The organism is Exiguobacterium sp. Leaf196, assembly GCF_001423965.1.
Taxonomy (GTDB): Bacteria; Bacillota; Bacilli; order Exiguobacteriales; family Exiguobacteriaceae; genus Exiguobacterium_A.
Genome location: NZ_LMPV01000006.1, coordinates 59,211 through 80,767, shown reverse-complemented (window position 1 = coordinate 80,767; position 21,557 = coordinate 59,211). Strand labels below are relative to the sequence as shown.

Annotated in this window: 22 protein-coding genes; 17 read left to right on the top strand and 5 right to left on the bottom strand. The window is 43.4% G+C overall.

Annotated features, from left to right (window positions below):
* The first annotated feature begins 42 nt into the window (after positions 1–42).
* The 11 genes from yvfG to ASG02_RS06570 all read left to right on the top strand — a co-directional run bounded on the left by yvfG (position 43) and on the right by ASG02_RS06570 (position 9,751).
* Positions 43–264, top strand: a complete 222-nt coding sequence (gene yvfG, locus ASG02_RS06620) for a protein YvfG (protein ID WP_035407279.1) — start codon at positions 43–45, stop codon at positions 262–264.
* A complete protein-coding gene (locus ASG02_RS06615) occupies positions 261–872 on the top strand; it encodes a CoA pyrophosphatase (protein ID WP_056062143.1) in 612 nt (203 codons plus the stop codon). The genes yvfG and ASG02_RS06615 overlap by 4 nt, the downstream gene beginning before the upstream one ends.
* Before the next feature lie 60 nt (positions 873–932).
* Positions 933–1,142 carry a hypothetical protein gene (locus ASG02_RS06610; RefSeq protein ID WP_023468601.1) on the top strand — a complete coding sequence of 70 codons (210 nt, stop codon included), beginning with the start codon at positions 933–935 and terminating at the stop codon, positions 1,140–1,142.
* Positions 1,143–1,493: 351 nt separating this feature from the next.
* Positions 1,494–2,123 carry a 3D domain-containing protein gene (locus ASG02_RS06605; protein WP_056062140.1) on the top strand — a complete coding sequence of 210 codons (630 nt, stop codon included), beginning with the start codon at positions 1,494–1,496 and terminating at the stop codon, positions 2,121–2,123.
* 188 nt (positions 2,124–2,311) lie between these two features.
* Positions 2,312–3,043: an ABC transporter ATP-binding protein gene (locus ASG02_RS06600; protein WP_035407287.1), complete on the top strand. Its 732-nt coding sequence runs from the start codon at positions 2,312–2,314 to the stop codon at positions 3,041–3,043.
* Complete coding sequence (locus ASG02_RS06595) at positions 3,040–4,557, top strand: ABC transporter permease/substrate-binding protein (RefSeq protein WP_056062137.1); 1,518 nt, start codon at positions 3,040–3,042, stop codon at positions 4,555–4,557. Before ASG02_RS06600 ends, ASG02_RS06595 begins: the two co-directional genes overlap by 4 nt.
* Complete coding sequence (locus tag ASG02_RS06590) at positions 4,554–5,426, top strand: diacylglycerol kinase family protein (protein WP_056062134.1); 873 nt, start codon at positions 4,554–4,556, stop codon at positions 5,424–5,426. The genes ASG02_RS06595 and ASG02_RS06590 overlap by 4 nt, the downstream gene beginning before the upstream one ends.
* 172 nt (positions 5,427–5,598) lie before the next feature.
* Positions 5,599–6,942, top strand: coding sequence for a sodium-dependent transporter (locus tag ASG02_RS06585; protein WP_035407296.1), 1,344 nt, complete (start codon positions 5,599–5,601; stop codon positions 6,940–6,942).
* 254 nt (positions 6,943–7,196) lie between these two features.
* Entirely contained in the window at positions 7,197–7,940 is a 744-nt protein-coding gene (locus ASG02_RS06580) for a 5-bromo-4-chloroindolyl phosphate hydrolysis family protein (RefSeq protein ID WP_035407298.1), read from the top strand.
* Entirely contained in the window at positions 7,927–9,135 is a 1,209-nt protein-coding gene (locus tag ASG02_RS06575; RefSeq protein ID WP_035407301.1) for a toxic anion resistance protein, read from the top strand. Before ASG02_RS06580 ends, ASG02_RS06575 begins: the two co-directional genes overlap by 14 nt.
* Positions 9,136–9,184: 49 nt before the next feature.
* Positions 9,185–9,751 (top strand): deaminase, encoded by a 567-nt coding sequence (locus tag ASG02_RS06570; RefSeq protein ID WP_056062130.1) that lies wholly within the window; start codon positions 9,185–9,187, stop codon positions 9,749–9,751.
* Between the two features lie 270 nt (positions 9,752–10,021).
* Here ASG02_RS06570 and ASG02_RS06565 read toward each other — a convergent pair whose 3' ends face one another.
* On the bottom strand, positions 10,022–10,507 hold the full coding sequence (locus ASG02_RS06565; RefSeq protein WP_035407308.1) for a hypothetical protein: 486 nt from the start codon (positions 10,505–10,507) through the stop codon (positions 10,022–10,024).
* Positions 10,508–10,649: 142 nt separating this feature from the next.
* Between ASG02_RS06565 and ASG02_RS06560 the strand changes: the two genes are divergently transcribed.
* The 3 genes from ASG02_RS06560 to ASG02_RS06550 are packed head-to-tail and all read left to right on the top strand — an operon-like array spanning position 10,650 to position 13,205.
* The gene (locus tag ASG02_RS06560) at positions 10,650–11,840 is read left to right on the top strand and encodes an HD domain-containing protein (protein ID WP_056062127.1); all 1,191 of its coding nucleotides are present in this window, start codon (positions 10,650–10,652) and stop codon (positions 11,838–11,840) included.
* Positions 11,841–11,851: 11 nt separating this feature from the next.
* A complete protein-coding gene (locus ASG02_RS06555) occupies positions 11,852–12,811 on the top strand; it encodes a GTP-binding protein (RefSeq protein WP_035407311.1) in 960 nt (319 codons plus the stop codon).
* Positions 12,804–13,205: a reverse transcriptase-like protein gene (locus ASG02_RS06550; RefSeq protein WP_035407314.1), complete on the top strand. Its 402-nt coding sequence runs from the start codon at positions 12,804–12,806 to the stop codon at positions 13,203–13,205. The genes ASG02_RS06555 and ASG02_RS06550 overlap by 8 nt, the downstream gene beginning before the upstream one ends.
* A 22-nt stretch (positions 13,206–13,227) precedes the next feature.
* Here ASG02_RS06550 and ASG02_RS06545 read toward each other — a convergent pair whose 3' ends face one another.
* Positions 13,228–14,532, bottom strand: coding sequence for a hemolysin family protein (locus tag ASG02_RS06545; protein ID WP_056062124.1), 1,305 nt, complete (start codon positions 14,530–14,532; stop codon positions 13,228–13,230).
* Between the two features lie 115 nt (positions 14,533–14,647).
* Here ASG02_RS06545 and fumC point away from each other — a divergent pair, with 115 nt between their 5' ends.
* Positions 14,648–16,042 carry a class II fumarate hydratase gene (fumC, locus tag ASG02_RS06540; RefSeq protein ID WP_056062121.1) on the top strand — a complete coding sequence of 465 codons (1,395 nt, stop codon included), beginning with the start codon at positions 14,648–14,650 and terminating at the stop codon, positions 16,040–16,042.
* A gap of 81 nt (positions 16,043–16,123) precedes the next feature.
* A complete protein-coding gene (locus tag ASG02_RS06535) occupies positions 16,124–17,641 on the top strand; it encodes a diguanylate cyclase (RefSeq protein WP_035407322.1) in 1,518 nt (505 codons plus the stop codon).
* Between the two features lie 46 nt (positions 17,642–17,687).
* Here ASG02_RS06535 and ASG02_RS06530 read toward each other — a convergent pair whose 3' ends face one another.
* From ASG02_RS06530 to ASG02_RS06520, 3 genes are read right to left on the bottom strand one after another with little or no spacing between them, the layout of a single operon-like run.
* Positions 17,688–18,170 carry a dihydrofolate reductase gene (locus ASG02_RS06530; protein ID WP_056062117.1) on the bottom strand — a complete coding sequence of 161 codons (483 nt, stop codon included), beginning with the start codon at positions 18,168–18,170 and terminating at the stop codon, positions 17,688–17,690.
* Positions 18,167–18,961, bottom strand: coding sequence for a thymidylate synthase (locus tag ASG02_RS06525; protein ID WP_029341960.1), 795 nt, complete (start codon positions 18,959–18,961; stop codon positions 18,167–18,169). Before ASG02_RS06525 ends, ASG02_RS06530 begins: the two co-directional genes overlap by 4 nt.
* A 51-nt stretch (positions 18,962–19,012) precedes the next feature.
* Positions 19,013–19,630 carry a hypothetical protein gene (locus ASG02_RS06520; RefSeq protein ID WP_056062114.1) on the bottom strand — a complete coding sequence of 206 codons (618 nt, stop codon included), beginning with the start codon at positions 19,628–19,630 and terminating at the stop codon, positions 19,013–19,015.
* Positions 19,631–19,855: 225 nt separating this feature from the next.
* Between ASG02_RS06520 and ASG02_RS06515 the strand changes: the two genes are divergently transcribed.
* On the top strand, positions 19,856–21,526 hold the full coding sequence (locus tag ASG02_RS06515; RefSeq protein ID WP_056062112.1) for an alpha-glucosidase: 1,671 nt from the start codon (positions 19,856–19,858) through the stop codon (positions 21,524–21,526).
* Positions 21,527–21,557: the final 31 nt, after the last annotated feature.

Genomic DNA, 21,557 nt, shown 5'->3' with positions numbered 1-21,557 from the left:
AAACTATTGATGACACGCTCGACGTGTGAAAGGATGAAACTTGTGAACGAACAACTTTTTACGACAGAACGATTGATTGCGAATTTTAAGGAATATATCCGTCAGAACGAGGCTCATCTGACAAAGCGCAATGCTTTAAACGCCTACTACAAGACGGTAGCGGGATCGATTTTATCGGACCGGATCGCTAAAAATGCGGATCTGATCGTTCGTATGCGCCATCTTGAAGAAGCGTATCATCATGTTGCACAAGAAGGGCGATGAAGCAGGTGAACTTAGCCGATATCCGAAAACACTATGTAGATTCAGAAGAACGTTTACCTCGACATGCAGCAGCCGTACTCGTTCCTTTGGTTGAACAGGATGGCGAAGTCTATCTGTTATTTCAAGTACGAGCCAAAACCCTACGTTCGCAACCAGGCGAAATCGCTTTTCCAGGTGGTCGGATCGATGGCGGTGAATTACCGAAAGTAGCAGCCATCCGTGAAACGGTTGAAGAATTAAATGTCAGTGCTTCCGAGATTGAAGTGATTGGAACGCTCGAACCACTCGTGACACCGAACCGGTCAATTATTTATCCGTATCTTGGTATTCTACATGCAACGGATTTTAATCCTTCACCGGCAGAAGTCGATCATGTCTTTCTCGTATCCTTGACAGAATTGATGACTTCTAAACCAATCAAAGGGGACATGGAGTGGCGGATACGCCCTGGTAAGGAAGTGCCGACCGAACGAATGGCGAATCGAGAAGCATATCTCGATCGTACGTATACAGTCACGGAGCATTTCTATGAGCACGGGGATTATCTAATTTGGGGATTAACCGCTAAAATCTTGCGCCAGTTCTTAGCTCAATTGACGCGTGACTAGCTTTTTTGGTCGTTATTTTATATGATTAACTGTAATTGAACGTGTCAGGAGATGAGTCAAATGGAAGAAACAGAAGAGTTATTCGATTATATCGTTGGTGATATGGTAAAAACAAAAGAAGGCTGGGTTGCGGAAGTAACAGCTGTATTGACAAATACGGTCGTCGGTGATGTATCCCATACGAAAAACTTTGAGGCACTCGGCTTAGAATTTGAAAAACAAGTCTTGTTAAAGTCAGAGATCGAATTGTTAGAACGTAAAACAAAATAATACATGAAAGCATACCAAGCTACTATGGTGTGCTTTTTTTATGTTCATTCAAAAAAATGAATAATAATGAAATATGATATTGGCTGGAGTGTTGTTAGGTCAATCGAAATGACTGAAAACATCGAAAAGATACATTTATTACAAAAGAGTAACAAAAGATAAATCGTAACAGAACGGTTACAAAATATAAAAACGTTGCTATACAACGAATGAGAGCGTTTTTTGTAAGCGTGTAACCATTTCGTTACTTTTTGACAGATATATTTCAAATCATGGTGTTCGCTTTTCAAACGGTTTGTCGCCGTGATACGTTGTGCGGGTCGTAAAACGGCGAGAAAGGTTGGCACCAACATGAAACGAACATCATTCCTATTATCCCTCTGTTTAGCGGGATTCATATTTATTCTTTTGCCGCATCATGAAGCTTCAGCGGCACAAATCGGGATTGGAACAGAGAAGACGATCGTACAAAATCCGTTAGAGATGAAACGTCAAGCTGCTCAAAAAAAGCGGGAACAAGCTGAGGCAAAAAAGCGAGCTCGATTACAAGCCGTAGCCAAACAAAAAGCAGAAGCGGAGCAGAAAGCAAATGCAAATGCTAAAAAGAGAGCTAGACAAGCTGCGAAGCAAAGCCAGAAGCAAGTGAAGACGGATCGTTCATCAAAACGTACGGTAACATTTGAAACGACAGCGTATACGACAAATCCAGAAAACAATGGAAGCCGCTTGTATAATGGTCGTGCCTTAACGGCATCAGGTTATGACGTCACGAATACGATTACATATGAAGGTCGTCGGATCGTGGCTGTTGATCCATCTATCGTGCCGCTTGGAACAAAAGTTCATGTAGAAGGTTTTGGTGACGCAATCGCACTCGATACAGGTGGTGCGATTCGTGGAAGAATCATGGACCTTCTAGTAGGATCAAAACAAGAAGCACTAGAATGGGGACGCCGCCAAGTGACGGTAACGTTCGAATAAATGAATATCGAGACTAGACGATGGGTAAACTCCATCGTCTTTTTTTGTGTTAGTAAAGATGAATCAGTATTCGGTTGTAAAACAAATTGTTTAGGAAACGAGAGATCAATTGGTCAAAATAGGTTTTAGAATACGAGAGAAAGGGGAATTTTACAAAGATAATAAACAGGGGAAACGAGGGATGAGGAGTGATTGAGTTCAAAGATGTCGGCAAAACGTATGCGGATGGAACAAAAGCGGTGCAACACGTTAACTTCACCGTTGATCAGGGTGAGATTTTTTGTTTGATTGGTCCATCGGGTTGCGGAAAAACAACAACGATGAAGATGGTCAATCGATTGATCGATCACACAGAGGGTCAAATTTGGATCGACGGTGAGCCGATCATGTCAATCAACGAACATGAATTGCGGCGGCGAATCGGTTACGTCTTACAACAGATTGCCCTCTTTCCACATATGACGATCGAAGAAAATGTCAGTGTCGTGCCAGAATTATTAAAGTGGGACAAAGAAAAGGTGGCGCGTCGAGTCGATGAATTATTCCGTCTGACAGGTTTAAACACATCGCTTAAGAAGAAATATCCGAGTGAACTTTCGGGGGGGCAACAACAACGTGTCGGTGTCATGCGTGCGCTCGCAGCAGAGCAAGACGTCATCTTGATGGATGAACCTTTCTCCGCCCTTGATCCAATTTCACGTGAACAATTACAAAATGATTTGTTGCATCTAAACGAAGAGCTTGGAAAAACAATTTTATTCGTTACGCACGATATGAACGAGGCATTAAAACTGGGCAGTCGCATTTGTCTGATGAATGCTGGGGAGATTGCTTTCATCGGAACAAAGGAAGAAGTACTAGCGAGTAATGATCCATTTGTTCAAGAGTTCATGCGTCAAGTCAGGGGGAAAGTCGAATGAACGGCTTGATTGAAACGTATCAAGATCGGAAAAGTGAATTGCTTCAAGCGTTAATTGAGCATATTCAACTATCGGTCATTTCGTTACTTATCGCATGTATCATCGCCATTCCGCTTGGGATCTACTTATCACGGAATAAACGTCTGAGTGAGTGGTCGATTGGTGTGACTTCCGTCATTCAAACGATTCCATCATTAGCGCTACTTGGTCTGATGATTCCACTTGTCGGAATTGGTACAGTCCCGTCTATCATTGCACTTGTTCTCTATTCTTTATTACCAATCGTTCGAAACACATATACAGGTCTTGCCGAAGTCGATCCTTCAATCAAAGAGGCGGCACGCGCATGTGGGATGACCCCGATGCAAAGTCTATGGAAAGTCGAACTTCCGTTAGCTTTGCCTGTCATGATGGCCGGAATTCGAACGGCGATGGTATTGATCATTGGTACGGCAACGATTGCTGCCTTGATCGGTGCTGGTGGACTAGGGTCGATCATTCTCCTTGGAATTGACCGTAATGATAACTATCTACTGTTGCTTGGTGCGATTCCAGCAGCTCTCCTTGCTCTTCTATTTGACGGTTTACTACGCCAAACGGAAGTCGCAACTCGTAAGCGGCAGACGGCACGTCTCGTGACGGCAGTCGTCTTAATGGTCGCAATCGTCATCGCACCTTTCGCATTCGGCCGTAGCGAACGACCAGATCTCGTCGTTGCCGGAAAACTGGGCGTGGAACCGGAGATCTTAATGAATATGTATAAAATCGTCATCGAAGATGAGACGGATTTAAAGGTTCAAGTCAAACCAAACTTCGGGAAGACGACATTCGTTTATAAAGCACTCGAGTCAGGAGACATTGATGCTTATCCAGAATTCACAGGAACGGTGCTCGCTAGTTTGACGAATGAAAAACCAAAATCAAACGATGCAAAAGAAGTATACGAACAGGCGAAAACCGGTCTGAAAAAACAAGATTTGACCTTATTGCCACCAATGAACTATAACAACACCTATGCTGTAGCCGTTCCGAAGAAATTAGCGGAACGCTACGATTTAAAGACGATTTCTGATTTAAAACAGGTCGCGAATCAACTGACGGCTGGATTTACATTAGAATTCAAGGATCGCCAAGATGGTTATAAAGGAATCCAAGATAAATATGATGTCAATTTCAATAAGGTCGTCACGATGGAACCGAAATTGCGTTATAAAGCGATTGAATCTGGTGAAATCGATGTCATTGATGCGTACTCGACCGATCCAGAGATTGCGAAATACGACATGCTTGTTTTAAAAGACGATCAGCAATTATTCCCACCGTACGAAGGAGCACCTTTACTTCGTCAAGAGACAATCGATGAGTATCCAGAGGTAAAACAAGCGCTTGAGCAATTATCGGGTAAGATTTCCGATGAAGAGATGTCGAAAATGAACGAAGCTGTCGCGTATGGTGGAAAAACTGCAAATGCGGTCGCCCGCGATTACTTGAAGAAGGAAGGCATCATCCAATGAAACTATTACTGATCAGTAACCCGACAGCCGGTACGAATGGTTCAGGATTACTTGGAGAAGTCATCGAACCGTTAAGTACGTTGTTCGACGAGATCGTCATTCGAAATACAAAACAAGCAGGAGATGCGATGCATTTTGCGGAAGAATCATCCGCGTTTGACGCTGTCGTCGTCATCGGTGGAGATGGGACGGTCTTTGAGACGATCAATGGTGTAGCGAAATTAGAAAATCGCCCGATACTTGGCATTATTCCTGGAGGTACGTGTAATGATTTCGCACGAACACTTGGCTTACCGATGGCGCCACGGCTTGCAGCAGAAGCAATTGCTATGCAACATGTCGTTCAAGTCGACCTTGGGCAAGTCGGAGATAGCTATTTCTTGAACTTTCTCGGTGTCGGTCTCGTCGCCGAAGCATCGATTGGGATCGATACAGAAGAAAAAGCGCGTCTTGGGAAGATGGGGTATTATTTATCGACGATTCGCTCGAGTTTAGAAGCAAAACCATTCGAATATGAATTAATTTTAGATGAAGGTCGTCATATGACAGGTGAAGCAGTATTGATTCTGGCAGCAAATGGAGAATCACTGGGTGGAATCGAGACGAATTTGTCGGATGGAGCTTATAATGATGGAAAACTAGATTTGGTAATTGTTGATGAGGTAAATCTGACGACAATCCGGGACGTCATCCTTCAAAAAATTGGTCTCGCCAATGATCCATCTTTTACCCATATCTTGACGAGCGGATTTCAATTAAAGACAAAAGAAGCAAAAGTCATTGATACAGATGGTGAAAAAGCCATCCATACGCCAATTACCGTCAAAGTGTTACCGGAATATCTTCGAATGTATGGTGGCACTGATTAATACAAATTGAGTCGAGAGAAGGTCGAGATAATATTCGACCTTTTTTTTATTTTCATGCAATGCGTATATGCGGTTATGCTTTGACGCTTTAAAGAAAATATTTGATAAAGGATGACTTTCATGATTTCTTTCTGTACAATGAAAAAGTATTTTGAAAAGGAGGTGGAGCACCATGAAAGGAAACGCATGGGCTTCAAAAGTTGGATTTATTTTAGCAGCAGCGGGATCCGCCATTGGTCTGGGGGCCATTTGGAAATTTCCGTATACGACTGGAACAAACGGAGGGGGCGCCTTTTTACTTTTATTCCTCGTGTTTACCTTGCTACTTGGATTGCCTGTCTTGATTGCTGAGTTTTTAATCGGTCGAACGAGTGGGAAAACGGCACTTCAAGCGTTCTCGGCGCTTGGTCATAAGAAGTTCACGTTCATTGGTGTCCTGGGTGTCATCGCCTGTTTCTTGTTGCTCTCTTTCTACAGCGTCATCGGAGGCTGGGTCTTAATTTATACCATTCTTGGTTTTACAGGTCGGTTAACGACAATGGATAGTGGAGCACTCGGTGAATTGTTCGGAACGATTTCAGCCTCACCGCTTTATGTCATTTCGGGGCAATTGATTTTCCTCGCTCTGACATGTTGGATCGTTTTACGTGGTGTTCAATCTGGTATTGAAAAAATGAGTAAGATCATGATGCCATTATTATTCGTGTGTTTCATCATTCTAGTCTTACGATCGTTAACGCTTGATGGTGCGATGGAAGGCGTCAAGTTTTTCGTTCAGCCTGATTTCTCGGTGCTCAACCGAACTTCTGTCCTGAGTGCCCTTGGGCAAGCGTTCTTTTCCTTATCGCTCGGTGTATCAGCGATGCTGACGTATGCATCCTATATGAAGGAACGTGGAGAAATTAACCGTTCGGCAGCATGGATTGTTGCGATGAATGTAGCCGTCTCATTATTAGCAGGATTTGCGATTTTCCCAGCCGTTTTTGCTTCAGGTCTTGACCCAGCAGAAGGTCCAGCGTTACTCTTTATCGTCTTGCCGACCGTCTTCAGCCAAATTCAATTTGGTTCGTTGTTCTTGATACTATTCTTCTTGTTGTTCGCTTTCGCGTCGATCACTTCATCGATTGCGATGCTTGAGGTCGTCGTTGCTTCCTTGACGGATCGAAAAGAAAACGCGACGATGCGCGATAAAAAGCGGACGACTTGGCTTGCGACACTCGCAATCGCCATCGTAGGGATTCCATCTGCACTCTCGTTTGGAATTCTAGGTGATGCACAATTCATGGGGAAAACATTCTTTGACAGTGTTGATTTCCTCGTCTCAAACATTCTAATGCCGATTGGTGCATTATTGATTTCAATTTTTGCCGGTTACAAACTCGACCGAACTCTTATCGAGCAGGAGCTAGTAACAAGTCCATTCATGAAAAAAATCGTTCCTGTGTGGCGGGTAAGCGTATGCTACTTGAGTCCGATTGCGATTTTGATTATTCTCATCTGGCCAATTTTTGGATGATATATAAATAAAACTCTCGGAAGGTAGTCGACAACGTGTGTCGACTACCTTCTTTATCGTAAGAGTTGATATAAAAAAAGGCGAACAGTTCGTTCTTCGGTCTGATGTCATTACTGCAAAAGTATGTTGAAATATAAATATACGAGGCGTAACATTTCGGGAAAACGGGAAACTTTTTGTTAAACGTTACGTAATGTTAAAATAAAGACACGTAGACCTGATAAAAGAATCAGCAAGAAGGAAGAGGGGATGATATGAAGTCTTCATGGTGGATATTTGGCTCCATCGGTATGATGTTCGTATTTTTACAATTGGCTGATACGTTCAACTTTTCGGGAATCTTCATCGCACTTGGGTTATGGTTCATTTGGAGTGGTTACCGGACTAAACCAGGACGACGATATCGGACTGAACGAAAATCGACCGAAATCAAGCGGAAAAATGTCAAAAAGAAACTACTACTCGATGACGAAGATGAGTTTGTGGGCAGTGTCATCTTAAAACCCGAGCGGGCGACACGACGCTTTGAGGAGACGGATGATTTAGAACTTCAAGTCTTGCAACGGACGATTGAGGAAGGATTTGTGAAAATCCAGACGTATGATCAAATCGTTCCCTCCATACGAGATGGTGAAATTAGAAGTGAGATGCGAATGGTTTCACGCGAAGCCCATGTATTGTTCGAAGAGTTATATGAAAGTCCACGAGACGTCAAAAAAGTCCGAGACTTCTTTACATTCTACCTAGATTCCTTATTATCGATTTCAGAAAAATACGCCGATCTGGAACGCCGAGGTGCCCAAGTTCAAGTTGATACGAAAAATCAACTGATTTCGAATTTGAAAATGATTGGTCAAAAATTAAAACAACAACAAACCTTATTGCTCGAAGGGGATACCGTTGATTTAGAACGGGAACTCTTGACGATTGAAAAGGTTCTAGCACAAGAGACCGAACAACAAAAACAGGAGGAGAGTTACCGACATGACCCATTCTGATAAAGAAACGTGGCAACAATGGCCTGATGAGCAAGATCAACCAACGATCTCCGATCCGTCGGTCGATCTAAATATAGCGGAGACACCTCCTAAAATGCCGGCACGCCCTGTCGAAGAGATGATTCCTTCGGATGTTCCAGCAGAACAACGACAAAAGATCGAACGTTTGCTGCAAGTAATCGATCTTCAAAAGACGGATGCCGTCATGCAATTTGGAGCACCCGTCCAGCGTGAACTCTCTCAATTCTCCGATCAAGTCTTAAGTGAAGTAAAAATGAAGGACGGCGGGGAGGCAGGAAAACTGCTGAGTGATTTAATGCAACGTGTACGTCAAATGGATCCAGACACACTTCAAGAAAAAAAGAGTTTCTGGTCGAACGTTCCGGTTATTGGGCGAGCAAAGAAAAAAGCAGAAACGTATTTCTTGCAGTATGAGAAAATGAGTGCTTATCTCGAAGAAGTCGTACACAATCTTGATCGATCGAAATTTGGATTGATGAAAGACATCACTTTACTCGACCAAATGTATCAAAAAAATAAACGTTATTTTGAAGAATTGAACGTCTATATTGCGGCTGGCGAGACGAAAATCGCTCATGTGCGTCAGCATGAAATCGAACCGCTACGGACAGAAGTCGAGATATCTCGGGATCAGACGAAGTTACAGGAATTAAATGACTTGATTCAATTGACGGACCGTTTCGAAAAGAAAATCCATGATTTAAAATTATCACGAACGATCAGTTTGCAAATGGCACCGCAAATTCGCGTCATTCAACAAAACAACCAAATATTAGCGGAAAAAATCGAATCGGCAGTCGTCAATACGATTCCGCTCTGGAAGAACCAAGTCGTCTTATCCTTAAGTTTATCACGTCAAAAAGCAGCGCTCGAAATGCAAAAGGATGTCACCAACACGACGAATCAGCTACTTGAGCAAAATTCGAAGTTACTGAAAGAATCGTCGATTGAAATTGCGGAAGAAAACGAAAAAGGAATTGTTTCTGTCGAATCATTAAAAGTGGCACACCAAAACTTGATTGAGACACTTGATGAGACATTACGCATTCAACAAGAAGGAAAACAAAAACGTCGCGACGCTGAGCATGAATTAGAACGAATGGAAAACGAATTGAAACAAAAAGTCATCGAAGTTGCCTCAAAAAGTAGAGAATTACCGAATCGACCATACTAAGGAACACGAATTTTCGTGTTCCTTTCCTTCATGAAAGGAAGGATTTTAAATGAATATAGAAGAGAAGCAATTGAAGTGGGACACAACATGGTTATTATTTGCGCGGATGATGGCAGATCGTCATTCAAAATGCGCCTCAAAATCCGTTGCTTGTGTCATCGTCAAAGACGAAAAGCCGATTTCGATCGGGATAAACGGAACACCCAGTCAGCATGTGAATTGTAATGAAATTTACTTAAAGCAAGAGGGTATTCTCTATACATCAAGATCCGACCATCCGATTACTGAAGAGTCGATTGAACGAAACGGGATTCTCTTTTATCGTTGTGAAAATCAAGAGGAACATCATGAGTGGTCGAAGCAGCATGAGATTCATGCTGAAATCAATGCACTCGGTAAGCTAGCTGCCGATTCGACGAGTGCGCGTCATGCGACAGCATACGTCACACATAGTCCGTGTCATGCGTGTAGTTTAGCGCTCATTGCCTCTAAAATTGATCGTGTCGTCTATTCGACAGGATATGAATATGGGGACGGATTGAACCTGATGCGACAAAGTGGAATCGAAGTCATCCACTTACCACTCGCAAACGAATATTTTCTTGAAAAAATTTAACGGAAAAGGGTTGTAAACGCTTCCATGGCATTGTATGATGAAATCAAGCATTGCCATGGTAATTATTCACTCTTCCATTCGGACTGATTTTCAATCGAAAATCGGTCCACTTTTTTTAGAAAAGAATTGACAAGACTTGAATAGTTTGGCATGATGACAATAGAATATGACGAAGCGGAACGCCGCATTTTCATACAAAACCAATCAAGGAGCTGGAATGCCAGGTCGTTGAATGAAAAATCCTGACTCATACGAGTCAGGATTTTTTTGTTATGGATGAACAAGCATGGTTTCCTTGAGACGCTTAGCACGGATTTTACATTTCGTAGCGACTGCACCCGCGAGGATTGTCATAAACCGTTGACAAAGAATGTCTGGTTGCGACTGATGTAAAAACAGTTGATGCAATAGTCGATTGAAAGCGGCATCAAGTGTAGAAAGATGTCGTTTGATAGCGGTCGGTGACATATGCTGAATTTCTTCTGCTAAATAACCTGCATCACATTGGAAAGCAGAGAGGATCAACAATTCCGTCTGCATATCAGCCAAGGATAGTCCTTCTTCTTTAACACAATGACATGCCTGACGTAACTCATGAAGCAACAACTCTTCCAGTGCATGCGACGTATGCGATTGGTACGGATCATACGATTGAACAGCTTGCCGAATCTGGTCGCGTGTCACGATTTTGGATGGATCCAATTGATCGTGTGTGACGACAGCTTCGCTGTATAAATGAGTAAGTGGTCGAATCATCGTTTCTCCTCCTTTAAGCATAAAAATTGACTTCCACGTTCATCATAATTCATTTAGAAAACGCTTACAATATATGTTTGATAGTAGTCGTGATGAAATCGTCTCTGCTATGATATGGATGAAGAAAAAGGAGTGAGATGAAGTGATACAATTATTCAAGGCGCTTCCAGAAGTGACGATGCCTTCTAATGAAAATGACGCTTTTTCTATCAATCAATCAAATCAACCGATTGGACTTTCGCTAGATACACTTGTTCCTGGTGAGCGAATCGAAGAAGTACTACTCGTTGCCTCGGGTGAAATTCGCACAGGTCAAACCGGACGAGAGTGGTTACAGTTTACATTCAACTCGCCTGCTGGATCTTGTAAAGGAAAACAATGGATCAATCAAGGAACAGCAGAAGAAGCACTCCGTCCATATCTCGAGACACGAATTGTTCGAGTCGAAGCAAAAGTAGAAGAGTATCCGCCGCAATCCGGTAATAAATCATTGACGATTCAACGCGTCACACCGATTTATGATGCTTCACCTACGCAGTTCTTGCCGCAGCTACCGTCAGAGGAGTCGCTTGAAACGTATCGTGATCAGTTACTTGGATTGATCGATCAACTAGATACGCCTTACCGAGAAATCGCGCTATCGATTCTGAGACAGTACTGGGCGGACTTTTCAACGCGACCGGCTGCCTTATTTCATCACCATGCCTATATCGGTGGATTATTAAAACATACTGCCTGTATGATGACGATTGGTCAAGGAATCTGTGATAGTGAACAACCGTATTTGACATTGCTGAAATGTATCCAAGAAGCAGAGGCCGATCACAAAAATGAACTATTCCAAGCATCTGAACGAGAGATGCGTCAATTTTCTTGGGATGACAGCTTTGATGCGCTTTATCAAGCAGCAAAAGGAATTGCTCTGTTAGATCAACGACCGAATCCGAATGAATTGTTGCTCGGTATTTTATTGCACGATATCGGTAAACTATGGGAATATACACATGCAGGTGCATCGACAAATCGTTTTTCGAGATTGTTACACGTAACCGAAGAAGAAGAAGAACTAGCAGGTATTGCGCTTGATCCAGATGGTGTTCTTATAGGACATATGCCATACGGATGCTTCGTACTCGAACAAACGCTTCGAGAAGAAGATATTCGGTTACCACGAGCGGTCTATCACCGTCTCATGCATATGGTATTATCACACCATGGGAAACGCGAGTGGGGATCAAGTGTTACGCCGCAAACGGCGGATGCCTGGTATCTTCATGCGATTGATCTGCTCGATGCACGAAAAGAAAAATGGCGTCAGCAACAAGGACGCTAAGGAGTGAAATCATGCAAGACAAAATACGTACGACCGTCATTACTGGTTTTTTAGGTGCTGGTAAGACCACGTTACTCAACCATCTTGTTTCTCAACCGACAGAGAAGTTTGCGTTGCTTGTCAATGAAGTAGGTTCTGTTCACATTGATGAAGCATTGATTGAGCGAAGCGATGAAGAGATGATCGAATTGACAAATGGTTGCATCTGTTGTTCTATTCGAGGTGATTTACGGGATGCATTGCTACGGATTGCCAAACGTCGCCGTGATGGGGAACTATCATTCGATCGATTATTGATCGAAACGACTGGTGTCGCTGATCCAGGACCGATTCTTCAGACATTTTATTTTGAACCAGCCGTTGAACAGTCTTATCAGATTTCAAGTGTCGTCACAGTCATCGATGCGTATCACTTAGAACGACAATTGACGTTCCAAGAAAATGTGAAACAAATCGGATTTGCTGATGTACTTGTATTAAATAAGATGGATTTAATTAAAGCATCAGAACGCGAAACGTTGATTGCTTTGCTGCGCGAACGAAATCCATCTGCAGCCATCATTGAAACGGAACAGGGACAACTGGAATCAAATCGACTATTTGAAACATTCCATTTTCCAAAAGAAGAACAAGTGCGACTCAGCCAACAAACAGATCAGATTCATCAATCCGTCGAAGATTTTACGGCACTAACGATCGTTGAGGAACGACCATTGAATCGAAATCGATTCGGTATGGTCCTACGTGAGGTGTTAGAAGCCTACGCGGAAGATCTCTATCGTTATAAGGGGATCATCCATTTTGCAGATACAGAACGAAAAGTAATCTTACAAGGGACAGGGATGATTTACGGAACAGCAATCCGAGAACCATTTAGCGAACAACCAAAGACGACGCTCGTCTTCATTGGAAAAGGGCTAGATGAGCAAGCGATACGAAAAGGAATCGAGGCGGCAATTGAACATGGTTGAACTTTATTTTGACGGAACGGTCCGTCCCTCAAACGACGAAGCAGCGGTTGGACTGTTTAGCAAAAGCTCCGAGGGCGAAGTCACAGAAAAAATGTATCAAATTCAAGCAATTAATAATCATGAGGCAGAATTCATCGCATTTGCAAAAGCCGTCGAGTGGGCGCACGAACTAATTACTCAAGGAGAAAGCGTCATTTCGTTTCGGACGGATTCAGAAGCGGTTGCATTAGCGGTCGAACGTGAATTCGTCAAGAATAAACGAACGCAGACGATCTTTGATCCTGCTTTTGAACGCTATCAACTCTTACCACTCGCCTTCGTGAAGTGGATTCCGCGGTCTGAGAATAAAGCAGATCGCGTCGCACGCGAGGCATTACGATTATACGAAGCATAATTGAAGGCAAACACCCCTATCCTTATGGAAGGGGTGTTTGTTCATGTTCGATGCGCTCAATCAGGATTTGATCGACGCGACGTCCGTCTAAGTCAACGACTTCAAATCGGTATGATCCAATCACGACAGCACTTCCACGCGTTGGTACATCACCTAACATATACAGGATTAAACCGGCAACTGTATGATAGGCGTTTAACTGTTCACCGGGTAAGTCATCTGTATAGCCGAGCGTTCGTTTTAAATCATCGATGTGCAATAATCCGTCCGCTAGGAACGAACCGTCTTTCCGCATGACGAGTTCCGGCTCTTCCTCGACGCTTGAAATCTCGCCGACGAATGCTTCGAGAATATCGAACAAGGTGATCATGCCAAGAAAACCACCGTACTCGTCTAAAACGAATGCAATCGATACAGTTTCCTTCCGCATCCGTTCAAGTAAAACGGTTGCTTTCAGTTGGCGGGGAACAATCAGTGGAGATTGAATTAATCGTTCAAGTTCTTTGACAGGATGTTCCGTTGATAGTATTTCTTTTGCATCGATGAATCCGACAAAATGATCCAAATCCCCGTGACCGACCGGTAAGTTTCGGTGTCGCGCTTGTCGGAGCTCTTGTAGGATCGTGTCGGGTTCATCAGCTAAGTCAATCCACTCCGTAACCGTTCTGGGCTCCATCAGTTCATATGCATATAAATCATGAAAATCAAAGACACGAGAAACTTGCTCAGCTTCTGAACGATTAAATGTTCCCTCTTTCGTGCCACGAATTAGTAATTGCCGGACTTCGTCTTCCGTCTCGTCTTTCGTCTGCAATCGATCGAGGCCAATCAAGCGGAAGATGGAACTCGTCGATTTACTCAAAACCCAGATGAATGGTCGAAGAACGATCGAGAAGAAGCGCATCGGTGGGGCGAGCCACATCGTAACTCGTTCTGGACTGACAAGAGCCACACGTTTAGGAACGAGTTCACCGATGACGAGCGAAATATAGGTGATGATTGTCACGACAAGAATATAACCGATTGTACTGGCATAAGGAGCGATCCATTCAAATTGAGCGAGCCAATTGATGACAGGACCAGAGAGCGCGGCACCACCGAATGCACCATTGACGATTCCAATTAACGTGATGCCGACTTGAACAGTCGATAACAGGTCAGTCGGTCGATCCAGCAACTCTAATGCGACATGGGCTGATTTTTTACCATCATCCATTGCTTTTTCTAATTTCGATCGTTTGGAAGAGAGCAAAGCAAGTTCGGTCATCGCAAATATACCGTTCGCCAGAATCAATAATAAAACAATTATTAAATTTATTAACCACATGAAATCTTCACTCCTTTTCGATAATAAACTATTCCCCAAAACTGTCTCCCTCATTCCCATTCTGCGAGCTTTCCGGTAAACTAGAAGAGAAGTAATCAAAAGGGGGAATTTGTTTATGGAATACCGTGTAGAACGTGACACGATGGGGGAAATTCGTGTACCGGAAGCGCAGGAGTGGGGCGCACAAACACAACGTAGTCTAGAAAACTTTAAGATCGGAACGGAAAAAATGCCGATTGAAGTCATTCGTGCCTTTGCAGTCCTGAAAAAAGGAGCGGCGCTTGCGAACCGCGACTTAGGTGTGCTTGAGACAGAAAAAGCTGGTGCCATTGCTGAAGTATGTGACGAAATCATCGCGGGGAAATTCGATGATGAGTTTCCGCTTGTCGTTTGGCAAACGGGTTCAGGTACTCAGTCTAATATGAACGTCAATGAAGTGATCGCTCGGGTCGCGACACGCAAATTAAAGGAACAAGGCAGTGAAACGACGATTCATCCGAATGATGATGTCAATAAATCACAAAGTTCAAATGATACATATCCAACAGCGATGCATTTAGCGGCAAAAACAGTCTTATTGGAATCACTTTTCCCAGCTATCGATGCTCTGCATGCGACCCTTGATGAAAAAGCAAAGGCTTTTGCGGATATCGTTAAAATCGGACGAACACACTTGCAAGATGCTACACCAATCACACTTGGTCAAGAAATCAGCGGCTGGGTCCGGATGCTTGCGCTTTCGAAGCAAATGATCGAACGGACGCTTGATCCATTAACGGAACTAGCAATCGGCGGTACGGCAGTTGGTACGGGGATTAATGCGCATCCTGAGTTTGGTGATTTGGCAGCGAAGAAGATGAGTGAAGAGACGGGTTATGAATTCACGAGTGCGGAAAACAAATTCCACGCTTTAACAAGCCACGATCAACTCGTCTTCACACATGGTGCTGTCAAAGCACTAGCGATGGACGCGATGAAGATTGCAAATGACGTCCGCTGGCTTGCATCTGGTCCACGAGCAGGAATCGGTGAAATCACGATTCCAGAAAATGAACCAGGGAGCTCAATCATGCCAGGAAAAGTCAATCCGACTCAAAGTGAGGCATTGACGATGGTCGCTGCGCAAGTCCTCGGAAATGACGCAACGATTGGTTTTGCTGCAAGTCAAGGTAACTTTGAACTAAACGTCTTCAAGCCGGTCATCATGTATAACTTTGTTCAATCCGTTCGTTTACTTACAGATGCCTTGCATTCGTTCAATGACCATTGTGCGATTGGCATTGAACCTGAGCAGTCCGTCATCGCTGAGAACGTCGAACGGTCACTGATGCTCGTAACAGCGCTCAATCCGCATATCGGATATGAGAATGCGGCAAAAATTGCGAAAGCGGCGCATCAGTCAGGATCGACATTAAAAGAAGCGGCACTTGCGACAGGATTACTAACAGAAGAACAATATGATCAATGGATTGTACCAGCAGACATGGTTCGTCCGAACTTAAAAGCATGAGTTGAAAAAGCGGGGGATATTCCCTCGCTTTCTCTTTATCCGAGAAACGTTATTCGGATCTATAGAAAGAGAGGGAATTGCATGGAGCAAAATCGAAAGCGGGCAGAAAAACAATTACAGCAAACGATCAACATGGTAGAGACATTACTTCGGATGCCGGCTGTACCACGATCAGAATTGCTTGCATTGGCGAGCTGGATGGAAGGACTCGGCAGAGAGGAACTCTTTAAGGGACTCGCCGATCAAGTAAGCCATGAAAAAATTACTTGGGAACGAGTAGACGTTGTCATTGATCAGTCAAGCGTCAAAGAATTATTGCAACCTATCGTCGATCAGTTATCAGAGCGCTCACGTGCTAACCGGGTCCGAAAGGAATTAGTCGTCACTGTGACAAAACGTTTTCTTGAGAATATCAAATGGAAAAAGTCACTGGAACAAGCGCGCTATATGTCACGTTTTTTTAGCTCGGTAGAAGATACCTTATCAATGTCACACGACATTACGATGGACGCCGTCATCATCGATTATGCATGTATCACTGATTCAGTGGAAGTGTTCAAAAAGCTCATGAAGCAGATGGAATCCGCATTCGTTCCGATTATCATCGTCGGTCCGAGTCAATCAGAAGTCCGACAAAGTAGTTATGAGATGGGGGCCGATGATTATTGGGATGAAACTGTGAGGAATGAAGAACGTCATGTCCGCCTTGCGCGACTTTTACGAAAACTGAGAGTTGTATCGTCAACAATTTTGGTCGATGAATTGACAGGGGCTTATAATCGGAAATACCTTCAGAATGCATTTGATCGTCGCACAGCACGTTTAGAACGTGAACAACGAACATTTGGATTAGCGATTTTTGATCTTGATCACTTCAAACGAATCAATGACTTACATGGACATCCGACAGGAGACTTAGTCCTATCCGAACTAGCGACCGTCGTTCAACAAGCGGCTCGTCTCGACGATGAGTTCATTCGTTTCGGTGGTGAGGAATTCATTTTACTGTTTTCAGCAGAAACATTGCCTCAAGCAATCGCTAATATGAATAAAATACGTGAACGTATCGAACGACATGTTTTTGCGAATGGATTAAAAATTACTGTTTCGATTGGTCTATCCTTTTCATTTGATATACATACGACGCTTGCTCAAGCGACGGCGGAGGCAGATGAAGCGTTATATCAAGCAAAACGTAATGGACGTAACCAAGTCCTTTCCTACTCTACGGCAATATCGATTGAAAAATTATCTGTGTCTATCCGTGTCGAGGAAAGATTGCTTAAACAAGTCCGTCAGTTGGATCTACCCGATCATCCCAAATACCACTTCGAAGTGGTTCCATTAGACGATCAGCAGACAACACAACTACAACTGGCGATTCTTTCGCTTGATCAATTAGCGATCGAGAACTTTCTGCGACTAGAAGAATGGAGAAAACAACGAGATTCAATCATTGATGTTTTGGTCGTGACAGAACAAGAAGATGATCGTCTTGCAGAAGCCTTATCTCGAGGTGCTACCGATTATGTGATGGTAACTCATGTAGATCAAGAAGTGGAAGAATGGATCACAGAGTGGATTATGCAAATACCGTAAAAAAACCAGCCTTTTCCTTCCGCTATTCGGATGGAAGAGGCTGGTTTTATAATGATCGATCATATTGACGAATGACAAAGGAGTAATCATTTCCTTCTACTGCATCATAATACGTTTCAGACGTGATTTGAAAAGTAGACGGGATCTCGGGGTAATAGACATCTCCCTCAAGCGTCGCATCAATTTCTGTTACATAGATGCGCCGTACGAGAGGAAGCGTTTGAGCGAATAATTCTCCTCCACCAATCAAAAAGACTTCTTCCTCTGAATCAACATATGGGTGTAAGGTAGATAAATCATGCCAAATTGTCACGCCATCTATTACATAATTTTGATCACGCGTGATGACGATGTTCTCTCGACCAGGTAACGGGCGTCCAATTGATTCGAACGTCTTTCTCCCCATGATGATCGGTTTACCAAGCGTCGTACGCTTAAAGTGTGCTAAATCAGATGGAAGGTGCCACGGCATGGCATTATCGCGTCCGATGACATGATTTTTCGTGTACGCTACGATGTGTGTAATCATACAGCCACTACACCTTTAATATGCGGATCAGGATCATATCCTTCGATGATGATATCTTCGAAGCGGAAGTCTTCAATACGATCGACTGTTCGAGCGAAGCGCAGCGTCGGTAATTTTTTAGGGGTACGCGTCAACTGAAGATTGACTTGTTCCACATGGTTCGAATAGATGTGGGCATCTCCGAGCGTATGGACGAAGTCACCGACTTCGAGTCCACACACATGAGCAATCATATGTGTCAGTAAGGCATAGGATGCAATATTGAACGGTACTCCTAAAAAGACGTCGGCAGAACGTTGATACAGCTGACAGGACAGTTTTCCATCAGCGACATAAAATTGGAACAAGAGATGACATGGAGGTAACGCCATCTCATCGACTTGTCCAGGATTCCAAGCGCTGACGATCAAACGACGGGAATCCGGATTCGTCTTGATTTGTTCGATGACTTGTGCGAGTTGATCGACCGTTGTTCCGTCAGGACGTGGAAAAGAACGCCATTGTGCCCCATACACAGGTCCTAAATCCCCATTCTCATCTGCCCATTCGTTCCAAATGCGCACTCCGTTTTCCTGCAAGTAACGAATATTCGTATCACCCGAAATAAACCAGATCAACTCATGGATGATCGACTTCATATGTAGCTTTTTCGTCGTGATAAGCGGAAAGCCATCTTGAAGGGAGAAGCGCATTTGGTGACCAAACACGCTCAGCGTTCCCGTTCCTGTCCGGTCTTCCTTTTTTGTTCCGTGTTCCAAAATGTGTTCGCAAAGTGCATGATATTGTTCCATCGGATGACAGCTCCTTTTAAAAAAATCCAATTTCCATTGTACCATAAACCATCACGATTTTGAGGAAGCTGGCAGATGTCTTGTGAACAGATAGCGGAATAGACCAAAAAGAGGAATGCCGTCTTGCCATTGCAATGATTGTTCATTTCGAAGACGAATGCGTCGTAATAAATAAACTTGAAGAATATAAAACAGTAATAAATCGACTGTCATCGTTCGAACAAATTGATTCGTCTCGAAATAAATACGGAAAATATTCCAATCGGCACGTGCGAGGGCAAGCCAAAGCAATAATGTCGTCACGACACTCAGTAAAGCGACGACAGTTGGAATCCAACCTCGACGCTGAAACGGTAAAAAGGTTTTCCTTGGAATAGCGAGTGCGACATAGGGCATTAAAACGAATGCACCTAAGAAGAACGACCCTATGCTTGCAATGAGCGGTCCTGGTCGCATGAATCGTTTTTCATCTAAAAATAATAAAAAGAAAGCAAATGGATAAATGCCAAGTAAAGCAAACAAACTTAATGCGGAAGTATCAAATTGACTTTGATCGAAACGTAAAAATGAAATTAAGAAACCTTCCGGAAAGACACGATTATTTCCAAATAACAAGATAAAGACAATGGCAATCGCCCAGACCAAGAAGAGCAAATACCGACGATACATTCGCCCACACTCCTTTCTCATACCGTTCTTTCCCATTATATTAGATGTGGTAAACGCCCCTATTTCATATTCCATGATATCAAATAAGTAAAAGTTCTCACTTGAGCACCCTCTTATGGACATGTTAAGATGACGTTGTGAGAATTGAAAGCGCTTTTACAAATTGATGCAATCGTTTGCTCAATATGTAGCACGACAGGTACATAAAAGAGGAGAGTGTAGAAGATGGAACGTAAATGGTGGCATGATAGTGTCGTTTATCAAATTTACCCTCGTAGTTACAAGGATTCGAATGGAGATGGAATCGGTGACTTAAACGGAATCGTTGAAAAATTGGATTATCTGAAGACACTTGGCATCGACGTCATCTGGTTAAGTCCAGTCTATGATTCACCGAATGACGACAATGGATATGATATCCGAGATTATGAAGCCATCATGAAGGAATTCGGAACAATGGATGATTTTGATCGTCTTCTAGATGAAGCGCATGCACGAGATATCAAAATTGTCATGGATCTCGTCATCAATCATTCGTCGGATGAACATCGGTGGTTTGCGGAATCGCGTCAAAGCAAGGACAATCCGTATCGGGATTATTACATGTGGCGTCCAGCAAATCCAGACGGTTCATTACCGAACAATTGGGGTTCGATTTTCTCTGGTCCTGCATGGGAATATGATGAGTCAACAAATGAGTATTACTTACATCTATTCTCGAAAAAACAGCCTGACTTGAATTGGGAAAATGAACAGATGCGTCAAGAGGTTTATGGGATGATCCGTCGTTGGTTGGATCGAGGAATCGATGGTTTCCGGATGGATGTCATCAACTTGATTTCAAAGACACCTGGATTACCCGATGCGACGGTCCATCCAGGAGCATTGTATGGAGATGGTGGAGAACACTATATCAATGGACCGCGTGTCCATGAATTTCTACATGAGATGAACGAAGCATCGTTTGGAAAGTACGATGTCCTGACAGTCGGTGAGATGCCGGGAGCAACAACAGATGATGCCATTCTTTACACGGATCCGGCACGTAAAGAGGTCAACATGGTCTTTACGTTCGAACATATGGATCTTGATTCAGGTCCGAACGGAAAATGGGATGTCATTCCGTTTGATTTGCTTAAACTCAAGCAAAATTTCACCAAATGGCAAACAGCGTTGCATGAAACAGGCTGGAACTCCCTCTATTGGAACAACCACGATCAACCTCGAGTCGTCAGTCGATTTGGTAATGATACGACGTATCGCGTCGAGTCAGCTAAAATGCTCGCTACGCTCTTACACCTTCTAAAAGGAACGCCATATATCTATCAAGGCGAAGAAATCGGAATGACGAATGTCGCGTTTGAAGACATTACGGACTATGAAGATATCGAAATTCGGAACATGTGGAAAGAACGTACGGCACAAGGAGCATCACCGGCGGAACTACTACGTTCCATCCATATCAAAGGACGCGACAATGCGCGGACACCGATGCAGTGGGATGCATCGGAAAATGCTGGTTTCTCGACTGGAACACCATGGTTGAAGGTCAATCCGAATTATCCAGACATCAATGTGGAACAGGCGCTTGCCGATGAACAGTCCATCTTCTATTACTACCAGCAATTGATTCGACTACGACATGATCATGAACTCGTCGTATACGGTCGCTATGAACTCTTACTTGAAGATCATCCGGAAGTCTACGCGTATTCGCGGACGCTTGAAGGAGAAACGTGGTATATCTATTGTTCGTTTGCAGATCATGACATTCATGTACCGATTTCTCACGCGACAACGGATCGCGTGATTGGTAACTACGCTGACACCAATACATCGGATGGCTTGACATTACGGCCATATGAATCTGTCGTTTTCCGAACGTTTGACGCTTAAATTTTCTGATTAAAAAATGGCATTGCCCTTA